Source organism: Salmonella sp. NW884, assembly GCF_051700745.1.
Classification (GTDB): Bacteria; Pseudomonadota; Gammaproteobacteria; order Enterobacterales; family Enterobacteriaceae; genus Salmonella; species Salmonella enterica.
In genome coordinates this window covers 255,768-269,401 of sequence record NZ_JAMMDE010000003.1, presented here as the reverse complement: position 1 = coordinate 269,401, position 13,634 = coordinate 255,768, and the positions used below count along the sequence as shown (strand labels likewise).

The 13,634-nt window shown below is 53.2% G+C and carries 12 protein-coding genes; 8 read left to right on the top strand and 4 right to left on the bottom strand.

Annotated elements, in window-relative coordinates; genetic code table 11:
- Positions 1-41: 41 nt before the first annotated feature.
- Both fetB and fetA read right to left on the bottom strand, forming a co-directional pair.
- Positions 42-821, bottom strand: coding sequence for an iron efflux ABC transporter permease subunit FetB (fetB, locus tag NA197_RS09240; protein WP_001002130.1), 780 nt, complete (start codon positions 819-821; stop codon positions 42-44).
- Positions 808-1,485 (bottom strand): iron efflux ABC transporter ATP-binding subunit FetA, encoded by a 678-nt coding sequence (gene fetA / locus NA197_RS09235; RefSeq protein WP_000140195.1) that lies wholly within the window; start codon positions 1,483-1,485, stop codon positions 808-810. The genes fetB and fetA overlap by 14 nt, the downstream gene beginning before the upstream one ends.
- A gap of 146 nt (positions 1,486-1,631) precedes the next feature.
- Between fetA and NA197_RS09230 the strand changes: the two genes are divergently transcribed.
- Positions 1,632-2,549, top strand: a complete 918-nt coding sequence (locus NA197_RS09230; protein WP_000906146.1) for an SPFH domain-containing protein — start codon at positions 1,632-1,634, stop codon at positions 2,547-2,549.
- A complete protein-coding gene (locus NA197_RS09225; protein ID WP_020898488.1) occupies positions 2,546-2,998 on the top strand; it encodes an NfeD family protein in 453 nt (150 codons plus the stop codon). The genes NA197_RS09230 and NA197_RS09225 overlap by 4 nt, the downstream gene beginning before the upstream one ends.
- Here NA197_RS09225 and cueR read toward each other — a convergent pair whose 3' ends face one another.
- Positions 2,999-3,415 (bottom strand): Cu(I)-responsive transcriptional regulator, encoded by a 417-nt coding sequence (gene cueR / locus NA197_RS09220; protein WP_001026760.1) that lies wholly within the window; start codon positions 3,413-3,415, stop codon positions 2,999-3,001.
- Positions 3,416-3,524: 109 nt separating this feature from the next.
- On the opposite strand from cueR, the gene copA reads away from it, so the two are divergent.
- From copA to ybaK, 4 genes are all read left to right on the top strand, one after another.
- Positions 3,525-6,026: a copper-exporting P-type ATPase CopA gene (copA, locus tag NA197_RS09215; RefSeq protein ID WP_000083909.1), complete on the top strand. Its 2,502-nt coding sequence runs from the start codon at positions 3,525-3,527 to the stop codon at positions 6,024-6,026.
- 153 nt (positions 6,027-6,179) lie between these two features.
- On the top strand, positions 6,180-7,007 hold the full coding sequence (locus NA197_RS09210) for a lysozyme inhibitor LprI family protein (RefSeq protein ID WP_001523411.1): 828 nt from the start codon (positions 6,180-6,182) through the stop codon (positions 7,005-7,007).
- An 85-nt stretch (positions 7,008-7,092) separates the two neighbouring features.
- Positions 7,093-7,887: a TraB/GumN family protein gene (locus NA197_RS09205; RefSeq protein WP_000421861.1), complete on the top strand. Its 795-nt coding sequence runs from the start codon at positions 7,093-7,095 to the stop codon at positions 7,885-7,887.
- 201 nt (positions 7,888-8,088) lie between these two features.
- Positions 8,089-8,568, top strand: a complete 480-nt coding sequence (ybaK, locus tag NA197_RS09200) for a Cys-tRNA(Pro)/Cys-tRNA(Cys) deacylase YbaK (RefSeq protein ID WP_000186618.1) — start codon at positions 8,089-8,091, stop codon at positions 8,566-8,568.
- Between the two features lie 116 nt (positions 8,569-8,684).
- On the opposite strand, the gene ushA is transcribed toward ybaK, so the two are convergent.
- Positions 8,685-10,337 carry a bifunctional UDP-sugar hydrolase/5'-nucleotidase UshA gene (gene ushA / locus NA197_RS09195; RefSeq protein ID WP_064043169.1) on the bottom strand — a complete coding sequence of 551 codons (1,653 nt, stop codon included), beginning with the start codon at positions 10,335-10,337 and terminating at the stop codon, positions 8,685-8,687.
- Positions 10,338-10,509: 172 nt separating this feature from the next.
- Here ushA and NA197_RS09190 point away from each other — a divergent pair, with 172 nt between their 5' ends.
- Together NA197_RS09190 and ybaL are read left to right on the top strand one after the other, a co-directional pair.
- The gene (locus NA197_RS09190; protein ID WP_001251593.1) at positions 10,510-11,730 is read left to right on the top strand and encodes an MFS transporter; all 1,221 of its coding nucleotides are present in this window, start codon (positions 10,510-10,512) and stop codon (positions 11,728-11,730) included.
- Between the two features lie 214 nt (positions 11,731-11,944).
- Positions 11,945-13,621, top strand: a complete 1,677-nt coding sequence (gene ybaL / locus NA197_RS09185) for a YbaL family putative K(+) efflux transporter (RefSeq protein WP_000546202.1) — start codon at positions 11,945-11,947, stop codon at positions 13,619-13,621.
- Positions 13,622-13,634 lie beyond the last annotated feature (13 nt).

Sequence of the window (13,634 nt, the reverse complement as noted above, 5' to 3'; positions counted from 1 at the left end):
CTCAGGCCGGATAAGGCGCTTGCGCCATCATCCGGCAACTATCATGATTTCTTGAGCGGCATCACTACTAACTGATGACGCGAATTATAGAACTTCCGGTAGGTTAAATAGCAGGCAATGATGGTAGACAGGCTGGCTGTCGACAACAGCATAAACGTTACCATAATTTGATATTTAATCGCTTTTACCGGATCGATCCCGGCAAAAATCAGCCCGGACATCATCCCCGGCAGGCTCACCAGCCCAACGGTCTTTGCCGAGTCGATCGTCGGGATAAGCGATGCGCGGATGCTATCGCGGATAAGCCCGGCGGAGGCCATTTTCGGCGTTGCGCCCAAACTTAACTTTTCCTGGATTTGCTGCTGCTCGCTGTGAAAACGCAGCCCCAGTTGGTTGTAGCACAGCCCTACCGCCACCATCGCATTGCCGGCGACCATGCCAGCGATGGGAATCACCTGCATCGGCGCAAATTCAATCGAACCGGTAAGCACCAGTACCGTCAGCGTTAGTCCGGCGCCGACGGTGATGGCGATAAACGAGGAGAGAAATGCCTTATCGATATATTTACTGCGCTTTTGCGCGTTCCAGGCGGCGTTAAAACAGATGAACAGCACCATTAGCAGCGTCAGGGCGGCATGATTAACGCCAAAGATGTATTTCAGTACATAGCCGACAATAATGAGCTGTATCACCGCCCGGCATACGCTCCACAGAATATCTTTTTCCAGCGCCAGCTTTTCCTTGTGACTGATGAGCATCGCGACCACCACTAGCAGCATCGATAACGCCAGCGAGGTATTGGTAATATTATGCTCGTTCATAACGCGCCTCCTGCATCTCTCCGGCAGATGGCGTTAACGTTATCACCTTATCCGCGTGTTGAATTTCATCTTTATCATGCGTTACCCACAAGACAGCGACCTGCTTATCGCGAACATAGCGATGAATAATATCATTCACATTCCGTTTGTTATGTTCATCCAGCGCGCTGGTTATTTCGTCGAGTAACAGTATTTTCGGCAGAAACTGTAGATTACGAATTAGAGCAATACGCTGTTTTTCTCCACCGGAAAGCGCGGTAATCGGTTTTTGCAGAATCGTCTCCGGCAGTTCAAAACGCGCCAGATCGTCTGCGAAGGCTGTCGGCTGCGGGCGCTGATGGCGAATTTGCCAGGGAAAAATCAGGTTATCGTAAACCGTATCGCCAAATAGCGCTGGCGTCTGAGCGCAATAAGAAACCTGCTGGCGATAGGCTTCCGGACTCAGAGTAGTAATATCCTGCCCCTCAAAAAGAATCACGCCGATATCAGGGCTTATTAGCGAGGCCACCATTTTCAACAACGTACTTTTTCCGCAGCCAGAAGGACCGGTAATTAACTTAAATTCGCCGCGTTGCAGCGTAAAACTGATGTTATTCACTATTTTTGTCGTCGCAGTCCGGTAACCGACCTGCTTTAACTCAAGCAACATGCTACGTTCTGTCATTTATTGCGCATCCGTTGTTCATATTTTTATAGCGATAGTGTATCCCTGTAATTAATAAGGGGGGAACATGCTTTACTGAATCAGGTATAATTCGCTTAATTCGTCAGCAAAATCGGTTTATGGACAACGCAACAGGAGGTTTAGCTATGCTCATTCTTATCCCTATTCTCATTTTCGTCGCGCTGGTGATCGTCGGCGCGGGCGTCAAAATCGTTCCGCAGGGATACCAGTGGACGGTGGAGCGCTTTGGACGTTACACCAAAACCTTGCAGCCGGGATTAAGCCTTGTTGTACCGTTTATGGACAGAATTGGCCGCAAGATCAATATGATGGAGCAAGTGCTGGATATTCCGTCGCAGGAGGTGATCTCAAAAGATAACGCCAACGTCACTATCGATGCGGTCTGTTTTATTCAGGTTATCGATGCGCCGCGCGCCGCTTATGAAGTCAGTAACCTGGAACTGGCGATCATTAACCTGACCATGACCAATATCCGTACGGTGCTCGGTTCGATGGAGCTGGATGAAATGCTCTCCCAGCGCGACAGCATCAACACACGGCTGCTGCATATTGTTGATGAAGCCACCAACCCGTGGGGAATTAAAGTTACCCGTATCGAAATTCGCGATGTCCGCCCGCCCGCGGAATTGATCTCCTCGATGAATGCCCAGATGAAAGCGGAACGTACCAAACGCGCCTATATCCTTGAGGCCGAAGGGGTACGTCAGGCGGAAATACTGAAAGCCGAGGGGGAAAAACAGTCGCAGATTCTGAAAGCCGAAGGCGAACGTCAGTCCGCTTTCCTGCAGGCGGAAGCCCGCGAACGTTCCGCCGAAGCGGAAGCCCGCGCTACGCAGATGGTGTCTGAAGCCATCGCCGCCGGGGATATTCAGGCGATAAACTACTTCGTGGCGCAGAAATACACCGAAGCGTTACAGCAAATCGGCTCGGCGAATAACAGCAAAGTGGTCATGATGCCGCTGGATGCCAGCAGTCTGATGGGCGCTATCGCCGGGATCAGCGAGCTGGTTAAGGACAGCGCCAGCGAACGGAAAAAAGCATGATAGCGATGATTCTGGTACATCCGCATATCTTCTGGCTTAGCCTCGGCGGCCTGTTGTTGGCTGCGGAAATGCTCGGCGGTAACGGCTATTTGCTGTGGAGCGGCGTGGCGGCAGTGATTACCGGCTTAACCGTCTGGCTCTTACCGCTCGGCTGGGAATGGCAGGGCGTGCTGTTTGCGGCCTTAACGTTGCTGGCGGCCTGGCTTTGGTGGCGCTGGCTGGCGCGTCGCGTGCGGAAACAGAAGCCGACCGACAGCCGCCTTAACCAACGCGGACAACAACTGGTAGGCCGCCGGTTTATGCTTGATGCCGCGTTAGTTAACGGACGGGGTCATATGCGTGTCGGCGACAGCTCGTGGCCGGTATGCGCTGACGAAGACCTGCGCGCAGGTACGCATGTCGAAGTGATCGCCGTGGAAGGCATCACCTTACGCATTCGTGCCGTTTAATCAACGTGGCTTTTGCGCCTTGTGATGACAGCAGCCAGAAAGATTATCAATAATCGGGCAGTCGGCGCTGTCATCGCCGGGACAACTCTCCGCCAGCGCCAGCAATTGATCGCGCATTGATTGCAGCTCGCTGATATGGCGCTCGATCTCCGCGACCTTTTCCAGCGTCCGCTTTTTCACATCTGCGCTATGGCGTCGCGGATCGTTAAACAGATTGACCAGTTCGCCACACTCTTCCAGATTAAACCCCACCTGCCTCGCCTGTCGCAGCAACGTCAGCTCGTTTAAATGCTTCTGCGTATAGGTGCGATAACCATTTTCGCTACGTAATGGCGGCGTCACCAGCCCTTTCTCTTCATAAAACCGAATGGCTTTGCTGGTTAAACCGGTTTTTTTCGCCACATCGCTAATATTCATATTTCCCCCTTGACCTTAACCTTGCTGGAAGGTTTAACCTTTATCACAGTGAGTCACTACGATTACTAAGGTCAATGAATTGATGACCAATCATAAAGGAGTTTTTACTATGTCTCAAACTATCGACCTGACCCTGGACGGTTTGTCCTGCGGTCATTGCGTTAAACGCGTGAAAGAAAGTCTTGAACAACGTCCGGATGTTGAGCTGGCGGACGTCACCGTAACCGAAGCGCACGTTACCGGTACCGCCAGTGCGGACGCGTTAATTGAAACCATCAAACAAGCCGGGTATGGCGCGACGTTAAGCCACCCAAAGGCTAAACCGCTGACGGAGTCATCAATCCCGTCGGAAGCACTGGCAGCGGTTCCTCATGAGCTTCCGGTAGCGACGGCCGATGAAGAAAGCCAACAGTTGCTGTTAAGCGGCATGAGCTGCGCCAGTTGTGTCACCCGCGTACAACATGCGCTACAAAGCGTACCGGGCGTCACGCAGGCACGGGTAAACCTGGCGGAACGCACTGCGCTGGTGATGGGCAGCGCGTCCGCCGCTGATTTAGTGCAGGCGGTGGAAAAAGCCGGCTACGGCGCAGAAGCGATTGAAGATGACATCAAACGCCGCGAGCGCCAGCAGGAAACCGCCATCGCCACCATGAAACGTTTTCGCTGGCAGGCCATCGTCGCCCTGGCGGTCGGTATACCGGTCATGGTCTGGGGGATGATCGGCGATAACATGATGGTGACCGGCGACAACCGCAGCCTGTGGCTGGCTATTGGCCTGATCACGCTTGCGGTGATGGTCTTTGCGGGCGGTCACTTTTACCGTAACGCGTGGAAAAGCCTGCTGAACGGCACGGCGACGATGGATACGCTGGTGGCGCTCGGCACCGGGGTCGCCTGGCTCTACTCCATGAGCGTCAACCTGTGGCCGCAGTGGTTCCCGATGGAAGCGCGGCACCTCTATTACGAAGCCAGCGCGATGATTATCGGTTTGATTAATCTCGGACACATGCTGGAAGCGCGCGCCCGTCAGCGTTCCTCAAAAGCGCTGGAAAAATTACTCGATCTCACCCCGCCCACCGCACGCGTCGTGACAGAAGACGGCGAAAAAAGCGTCCCGCTGGCGGACGTTCAGCCAGGGATGCTGCTGCGGCTCACTACCGGCGATCGCGTGCCGGTGGATGGCGAAATTACCCAGGGCGAAGCGTGGCTTGATGAAGCCATGCTGACCGGCGAACCCATTCCGCAGCAAAAAGGCGAAGGCGACAGCGTTCATGCCGGCACCGTCGTCCAGGACGGCAGCGTCCTGTTCCGCGCCAGCGCGGTGGGCAGTCATACCACGCTGTCACGCATTATTCGCATGGTACGCCAGGCGCAGAGCAGTAAACCGGAAATTGGCCAACTGGCCGATAAAATCTCCGCGGTATTCGTTCCCGTCGTCGTGGCCATTGCGCTGTTCAGCGCCGCTATCTGGTATTTCTTCGGGCCGGCGCCGCAAATTGTTTATACGCTGGTCATCGCCACCACCGTACTGATTATCGCCTGCCCTTGCGCATTAGGCCTGGCGACGCCAATGTCGATTATTTCCGGCGTAGGCCGCGCTGCCGAATTCGGCGTGCTGGTACGCGACGCTGATGCCCTGCAACGCGCCAGTACGTTGGATACCCTCGTTTTTGATAAAACCGGGACGCTGACGGAAGGCAAGCCGCAAGTGGTGGCGATAAAAACCTTTAACGGCGTTGAGGAAGCTCAGGCATTACGTCTGGCTGCCGCGCTCGAACAAGGCTCCAGCCACCCGCTGGCCCATGCGATTCTGGAAAAAGCCGGCGATGATAAACTGCCGCAGGTGAACGGTTTCAGAACGCTGCGCGGACTGGGCGTCAGCGGTGAAGCGGAAGGCCATCAACTGCTTCTGGGGAACCAGGCGTTGCTGAACGAACAGCACGTCGCCACGGATGATATGACGGCGGAAATCACCGCGCAGGCCTCGCAAGGCTCGACTCCGGTCCTGCTGGCGATTGACGGTAAAGCGGCGGCGTTACTGGCGGTACGCGATCCATTGCGCAGCGATAGTATTGCCGCGCTTGAACGCCTGCACAACGCCGGATACCGTCTGGTAATGCTCACCGGGGATAACCCAACGACGGCTAACGCGATTGCCAAAGAAGCGGGTATTGACGAAGTCATTGCGGGCGTTCTGCCGGATGGCAAAGCCGATGCGATTAAACGTCTGCAAAGCCAGGGTCGTCAGGTTGCGATGGTCGGCGATGGTATCAACGATGCGCCCGCGCTGGCGCAGGCGGACGTCGGTATCGCGATGGGCGGCGGCAGCGATGTGGCGATTGAAACCGCGGCGATTACGCTGATGCGCCATAGTCTGATGGGCGTGGCGGATGCGCTGGCCATTTCGCGCGCGACGTTGCGCAATATGAAGCAAAACCTGCTTGGCGCATTTATCTACAACAGCATTGGTATCCCGGTGGCCGCCGGTATTCTGTGGCCGTTTACCGGTACCTTGTTAAACCCGGTAGTAGCGGGCGCGGCAATGGCGCTGTCTTCCATTACCGTCGTAAGCAATGCCAACCGGCTATTGCGTTTTAAACCGAAAGCGTAAAAACGCTATATCAGGCAGCATCAGCTGCCTGATATATTATTAAGCCATCAGTAATTTACCGTATCAATATATAAAAATTTAACCGCACATCCTGTAGAAAAATAAAAAACAACATTTTATAATGTTTTTTTGAATCATAAGGATGTGTTATTTATGTTTAGAAAAGCAGTTACGCTTCTTTTCCTGCTTTCTCCCGCCGTCAGTTATGCAGGGTTATTTGATTCCACTCCAGAGTTAAAATGTGGCAACGATAATGCAGTCACGGCGGCAAAAGAATGGATTTACAATGAAGCATTAGGTCGTTTACAGCAAGACTATATTAAAGAGCCCTCCACGCTTTTCTTCGATATCCCCCAGACTCAATACGAGCAGCAACTCCGGGCTATTCCTGTTCAATTCAGTGATGTAATAACGCAGAACCCTCAAGCAGAAAATGCCAACCTACGAACTTGCTCGGCTACCGTCGCCATGGGTATTCCTCAGCCATTATTTAAATTAATGAAAGACTTACCAAATACTCTATTCTATATTTCACAAGGGGATGGACAGGTAATAAACAATACGGTGACCTGGAAACAGGTTAACTACAATATTCAGCTAGCAGACAACAACAAAGATATTGTTGTCACCTCTGTGCAAAAAACCGATAAATTGGCGCGATCTATTTATGTAATGGCAAGAATGACGGTATCTGGTGATAGCATTATAAAGAAAAAAAATAACTCACTGATTGAAATCGCAGCAAAGAAATTTGAGAGTAGAGATCGCGAGCTTAATCAGGTCTGGAAATCGCTACCCGCCTCTGCCCGAACGGCATTAAAACAAGAGCAGCGAGTCTGGGTGACCAAAAAAGAGCAGCAGTGCGGCAAACTTAGCGATGCAAAATCCGAGGCCATACCTGCTGAAAAGCGCATCAGTATTTATAAATGCCAGCTTGAAATGACCATCGCCAGAACGGCCTATCTCGACGGCAGCGAATAACCCGACCGATCGTTGACGTCCCGTCAGGGCGCATTGCGCCCTTTTCTCCAACGCGCTAGCATGAGCTTTTTCAAAGGGAGCGCGTATGGAGCTATTAAATCAACTTAAACGTTTATGGCGCGCGCTGCGTGGTACCCCAAATAGTTGGCCTGCTATCGATCTCTCCCTGCCCGGTGGTCGTCATCTGCATCTGGTTGGCAGTATCCATATGGGAACGCGCGATATGGCTCCTCTTCCAGCAAAGCTGGTGAAAAAGCTACGCCAGGCCGATGCGCTGGTCGTTGAAGCGGATATTTCTGGTAACGAAACGCCATTCAGCAATCTCCCCAAATGCCCGCCGTTGGTCGAACGTCTCAGCGCCGGGCAGCTAAGCGCACTGGAAAAACGGGTCAGTGAGTTGGGTATGCCGCTGATCCATTTTGATAATCAACCTTTATGGCAGATAGCTATGGTGCTACAGGCCACGCAGGCGCAACGGCTGGGATTGCGTCCGGACTATGGCATTGATTATCAGCTATTACAGGCTGCCCGCGAAATGTCGCTGCCAGTGCAAGAGCTGGAAGGGGCGAAACACCAGCTCGAACTACTATGCGATCTGCCCGATGGCGGGATGGCGCTGCTCGACGACACGCTGACGCACTGGCACACCAACGCACGGCTTTTGCAGGTGATGATCGGCTGGTGGCTTGAACAGCCGCCGACCAGCGTCGGCGCTTCGCTCCCCAGAACGTTTAGCCAACCGCTGTATGATGTACTGATGGTGAAACGCAATGAAGCCTGGCGCGACGCGCTGCTGGCACTGCCGCCGGGACGCTACGTGGTAGCCGTAGGGGCGCTACATCTGTACGGCGAAGGCAACCTACCGCAAATATTGAAATAAAAAAATGGCCAATATCGCTATTGGCCCGTCAAAGAGGAATTTCATCGTTATTATTATCCCGACGCTTTCGCTTCGGATCTTCAGATTGTCGCTCAAAGTTGCCGCAACTGCCAAGACCTAATGCACAAGATTATACTATTTTTTAGTCCGCTTTCGGGCGTATGCTGATGGCAAATCACGTCTGTAGTAAGAAGGAACGTTATGACACCCGCAGTTAAGTTACTCGAAAAAAACAAGATTCCGTTTAACATTCACACCTACGATCACGATCCGAATGAAACTAACTTTGGCGATGAAGTGGTGCGTAAGCTCGGGCTAAACGCCGATCAGGTGTATAAAACGCTTTTGGTCGCCGTGAATGGCGATATGAAGCAACTGGCCGTCGCCGTGACGCCTGTAGCCGGACAGCTGGATTTGAAAAAAGTCGCCAAAGCTCTGGGCGCGAAAAAGGTCGATATGGCCGACCCGATGGTGGCGCAACGCACCACGGGATATCTGGTCGGCGGGATCAGTCCGCTGGGACAGAAGAAACGGCTGCCCACGCTGATTGACGCGCCAGCCCGCACGTTTGCCACTATTTATGTTTCCGGTGGTAAACGCGGGCTGGATATTGAACTGGCGGCTGACGATTTGGCCGCCATCCTGGGTGCTAAATTCGCTGATATCGCGCGTCGGGATTAAGCCTGCGTAAAATACATTGCCGGATAGCGGCGCAAACGCCTTATCCGGCCTACAGCAGACATAATCCGTAGGCCTTAAGGCTGCGCGCCATCAGGCAGTGATGGCTATCCGTACCGCTACAGCCAGCTCACCTCGCCTTTTGGCGTAAACGCCGCCGCATCCAGCGGTGAATTCTGCTGAATAAACTCTTTCAGCACTTCCGCATCAATAAACCCGGTATTCACGTATCCCGGTTTGTTATCGATGCGCGGATAACCATCGCCGCCCGTGGCGTTGAAACTCAGCGTCGCCATGCGATAGGTTTTAGCCGGATCAACAGGCTCGCCTTTGATTTTCAGATCGGTGAGCTTGCCCTCTTTGGCGACAAAGCTCACATTGGCGAACTGTGGATAGGCGCCGGAGTCCGGTTTCATCTGTGCTACGGCGGTGAGATAATCAACCACCTCTTTGCCGCTCATATCGGCATACACCACAATGTTGCCGAACGGCTGTACCTTGAGCACGCTTTTATAGGTAATATCTCCCGCCTCAATCGAGTCGCGAATACCGCCGCCGCTCATCACGCCAAAATCGGCGCCGGTGCGCGCGATCTGCGCAGCCAGAATCACCCGTCCCATATTGGTCTGGACAAATCTGACCTTACTGCGATCGCCTTCAAGAAGGCCATTCACGCTACCAATTTTCACCTCCAGTTGCGCTTTACCTTTATTCTGGAACGGCGTTAATAACGAGAGCATTTGCGGATTTTCGGCGATTTCCGGCGTGTAAAGTACACGCTCGCTTTTCCCGTTATCCCAGGTCACTTTTTTCTTGAGATTTACCGGAATAAGCTGGTAGTTAACCATTTTCATCTCGCCGTTACGGAATTCGAAATCCGCGCGGCCCACATATTTACCCCACTCATGCGCCTGCACGATCCAGATACCATTTTGCTTATCCGGCGCGCAGGGCGTTCCCGGTACGTAATTCACCTGTTTTTTATTTTCCGACGCCATACATACCGGGTCTTGTGAGTGACCGCCTACAATCATCGCCAGCGAACCGGCAGGCAGGCTACGCGCCATCTCAACGTCGCCCGGCGCGTTCGAACCGTGATCGCCGTTGTCATAATGTCCCATATGCGTGGTCGCGATAATCACGTCCGGTTTTTCATTCATATTAAGTTCCTGAATCACCACCTTTGTTTCTTCAGCAGGTTTACGAAACTCAATATCGGTAAAATATTCCGGGTTGCCTATTTTCGCCGTGTCATCGGTGGTTAAGCCGATTACCGCGATTTTTATATCCTGGCGTGTAAAAATAGCCCACGGCTTAAACAGACGCTCGCCGGTACTTTTTTGATAAATATTGGCGGAAAGAAAGGGAAACTTCGCCCACTTTTCCTGCTGGCGCAATACGGTGAGCGGATTATCAAATTCATGATTACCGACGGCCATAGCGTCGTAGCCAATCAGATTCATCCCGCGGAAATCGGGCTCCGCATCCTGGAGATCGGATTCCGGCACTCCGGTATTAATGTCGCCGCCGGATAACAACAGGACGCTTCCCCCCTCTTGCGCCACCTCTTTACGGATACTGTCCACCAGCGTTTTTTGCGCCGCCAGACCATATTCGCCATATTCGCTGCGCCAGAAGTGACCGTGGTGATCGTTGGTATGCAGGATAGTAATTTTATAGGTTTTATCTTTTTCGTAAGCCTGTGCAGGCTGAGTCGTCAGCGCGAACGCCGCCAGTAACGCCAGCGCCACACCCCGTTTCAAAAATTTCATCTTTCTCTCCCTGACTCAATATCAACCGCAGAAATTACCTTTCCTTGCAATAATAGACAAATATGTTTTCAGAATTGAGACTTCCTTCAAACACATTTCACAGGTATGTTAGGCAAGTAATAATTACACATCCTACTATCTCCAACATCGCATAAAATTTAAGTGACTTTCTATGGCCATGAGTGAACCAACCCAGCCGTTAGCCGGCGCGCCCGCAGCGGCCGCTAAAGCACGTACTTCGTTTGGTATTTTGGGCGCGATCAGTCTTTCCCATCTGCTGAACGATATGATCCAGTCGCTAATCTTAGCCATTTATCCCCTGTTGCAGGCGGAGTTTTCGCTGACTTTCGTCCAGATAGGTTTGATCACCCTGACGTTCCAGCTCGCCTCATCGCTACTGCAACCGGTCGTCGGCTACTGGACGGATAAATATCCCATGCCGTGGTCGCTGCCTGTCGGCATGTGTTTTACCCTGAGCGGGCTGGTACTGCTGGCAATGGCGGGAAGTTTTGGCGGCGTATTGCTCGCTGCGGCGCTGGTGGGTACCGGCTCGTCCGTTTTTCACCCGGAATCATCCCGCGTGGCGCGCATGGCCTCCGGCGGACGTCATGGTCTGGCGCAGTCTATCTTCCAGGTCGGCGGTAACTTCGGCAGTTCATTGGGCCCGCTGCTGGCCGCCGTGATTATCGCGCCCTATGGCAAAGGGAATGTCGCCTGGTTTGTGCTGGCCGCGCTGCTGGCGATCGTGGTGCTGGCGCAGATCAGCCGCTGGTATGCAGCCCAGCACCGGATAGCGAAAGGCAAGCCAAAAGCGATAATCGCTAACCCGCTGCCGCGCAATAAAGTCGTGCTGGCGGTCAGCGTATTATTGCTACTCATTTTCTCGAAATATTTCTATATGGCGAGCATCAGTAGCTATTACACCTTTTATCTGATGCAAAAATTCGGATTATCAATACAAAACGCGCAGCTCCATCTGTTTGCCTTCCTGTTTGCGGTGGCTGCCGGGACGGTTATCGGCGGGCCGGTGGGCGACAAAATCGGCAGGAAATATGTGATTTGGGGCTCTATTCTCGGCGTCGCGCCGTTTACCCTTGTTTTACCCTACGCCACGCTGTACTGGACGGGGATTTTAACGGTGATTATCGGCTTTATTCTCGCGTCGGCGTTTTCCGCCATTCTGGTGTATGCCCAGGAGTTGCTGCCAGGACGCATCGGTATGGTTTCCGGCCTGTTTTTCGGGTTTGCCTTCGGGATGGGAGGCCTGGGCGCAGCGGTGCTGGGGCTGATTGCCGACCATACCAGTATCTATTTAGTTTATAAAATCTGTGCTTTCCTGCCGCTTCTGGGGATACTGACCATATTCTTACCTGATAATCGACATAAAGCGTGATTTTATGGCGGTTAAAGGTACGCTTTAACCGCCTGTACATCCCGATGCCATCATGCTTTGCCCATCCCATACTTATCACTTTTACGTTCCGTGCTCTTTTTGCCTTCAGATCGTATATTTTTATAAAACACAACCATTTTTTATAAACATCCTGATTGAAATTGTCATAAACTATTACCCGGAGTTTTGGAGTCCAGCAACCAAAGGAGACGGAATGCATCACGCTACCCCGCTTATCACCACCATTGTCGGCGGCCTTGTGCTCGCTTTTATTCTCGGCATGATTGCCAACAAATTGCGTATTTCTCCACTGGTGGGATATCTGTTAGCGGGCGTTCTGGCGGGACCTTTTACCCCGGGTTTTGTTGCGGATACCAAACTGGCGCCGGAGCTGGCGGAGCTCGGCGTGATTCTATTGATGTTCGGCGTCGGGCTGCATTTTTCGCTGAAGGATTTGATGGCGGTAAAGTCTATCGCCATCCCCGGCGCTGTCGCTCAGATAGCGGTGGCGACGCTGCTGGGTATGGCGCTTTCCGCCGTGCTGGGATGGTCATTAATGACCGGCATCGTTTTTGGTCTCTGTCTGTCTACCGCCAGTACCGTCGTCCTGCTGCGCGCGCTTGAGGAGCGGCAACTCCTTGATAGCCAGCGCGGACAAATCGCCATCGGCTGGCTGATTGTCGAAGATCTGGTGATGGTGCTGACGCTGGTCTTGCTGCCCGCCGTTGCCGGCATGGTGGAAAAAGGCGATGTCGGCATAGCCTCGCTGGCAGTCGATATGGGGATAACCATTGGTAAAGTGGTGGCGTTTATCGCCATCATGATGCTGGTCGGACGCCGCCTGGTGCCGTGGATTATGGCCCGCAGCGCCGCCACCGGCTCGCGCGAATTATTTACCCTTTCCGTACTGGCGCTGGCGTTAGGCATTGCGTTTGGCGCGGTAGAACTGTTTGACGTCTCTTTTGCGCTGGGCGCGTTCTTCGCTGGAATGGTGCTTAATGAGTCGGAACTGAGTCACCGGGCGGCGCACGATACGTTGCCGCTGCGCGACGCCTTTGCCGTCCTGTTTTTTGTTTCCGTCGGCATGTTGTTCGATCCGCTAGTCTTGATTCAACAGCCGCTGGCGGTGTTGGCGACGCTTGCCATTATCGTCTTTGGTAAATCGATCGCTGCGTTTTTCCTGGTGCGTATGTTCGGCCACTCGCCGCGAACCGCGCTGACCATTGCCGCCAGCCTGGCGCAAATCGGCGAGTTCGCCTTTATTCTCGCCGGACTCGGCATGGCGCTCAACCTGCTGCCGCAAGCGGGACAGAACCTGGTGCTGGCAGGCGCTATTTTGTCGATTATGCTTAATCCCGTACTGTTTACCCTGCTGGAGAAGTATCTGGCGAAAACCGAAACGCTGGAAGAGCAAACTCTGGAAGAGGCTATCGAAGAAGAGAAGCAAATTCCGGTGGATATCTGTAATCATGCCCTGCTGGTGGGTTTTGGCCGCGTAGGCAGTCTGCTGGGAGAAAAATTACTGGCGGCGGGGATTCCGCTGGTGGTTATCGAAACGTCCCGTACCCGCGTGGATGAACTGCGCGAACGCGGGATTCGCGCCGTGCTGGGCAACGCCGCTAACGAAGAAATCATGAATCTGGCGCATCTGGACTGCGCCCGCTGGCTGTTATTGACCATCCCCAACGGTTACGAAGCCGGTGAGATTGTCGCCTCAGCGCGAGAAAAAAGCCCTGATATCGAGATAATCGCCCGCGCACACTATGATGATGAAGTGAAATATATTACCGAGCGGGGAGCCAATCAGGTAGTGATGGGCGAGCGAGAAATTGCCCGGGCGATGTTGGAACTGCTTGAAACGCCGCCCGCAGGTGAAGTCGTCGCCAGTTAAGGGTTTTCCGGAC

What these genes read in the sequence shown, in the direction of transcription:
- fetB (WP_001002130.1), bottom strand. Translation starts at nt 821, where the DNA reads ATGAACGAGCATAATATTACCAATACCTCGCTGGCGTTATCGATGCTG.
- fetA (WP_000140195.1), bottom strand. Translation starts at nt 1,485, where the DNA reads ATGACAGAACGTAGCATGTTGCTTGAGTTAAAGCAGGTCGGTTACCGG.
- NA197_RS09230 (WP_000906146.1), top strand. Translation starts at nt 1,632, where the DNA reads ATGCTCATTCTTATCCCTATTCTCATTTTCGTCGCGCTGGTGATCGTC.
- NA197_RS09225 (WP_020898488.1), top strand. Translation starts at nt 2,546, where the DNA reads ATGATAGCGATGATTCTGGTACATCCGCATATCTTCTGGCTTAGCCTC.
- cueR (WP_001026760.1), bottom strand. Translation starts at nt 3,415, where the DNA reads ATGAATATTAGCGATGTGGCGAAAAAAACCGGTTTAACCAGCAAAGCC.
- copA (WP_000083909.1), top strand. Translation starts at nt 3,525, where the DNA reads ATGTCTCAAACTATCGACCTGACCCTGGACGGTTTGTCCTGCGGTCAT.
- NA197_RS09210 (WP_001523411.1), top strand. Translation starts at nt 6,180, where the DNA reads ATGTTTAGAAAAGCAGTTACGCTTCTTTTCCTGCTTTCTCCCGCCGTC.
- NA197_RS09205 (WP_000421861.1), top strand. Translation starts at nt 7,093, where the DNA reads ATGGAGCTATTAAATCAACTTAAACGTTTATGGCGCGCGCTGCGTGGT.
- ybaK (WP_000186618.1), top strand. Translation starts at nt 8,089, where the DNA reads ATGACACCCGCAGTTAAGTTACTCGAAAAAAACAAGATTCCGTTTAAC.
- ushA (WP_064043169.1), bottom strand. Translation starts at nt 10,337, where the DNA reads ATGAAATTTTTGAAACGGGGTGTGGCGCTGGCGTTACTGGCGGCGTTC.
- NA197_RS09190 (WP_001251593.1), top strand. Translation starts at nt 10,510, where the DNA reads ATGGCCATGAGTGAACCAACCCAGCCGTTAGCCGGCGCGCCCGCAGCG.
- ybaL (WP_000546202.1), top strand. Translation starts at nt 11,945, where the DNA reads ATGCATCACGCTACCCCGCTTATCACCACCATTGTCGGCGGCCTTGTG.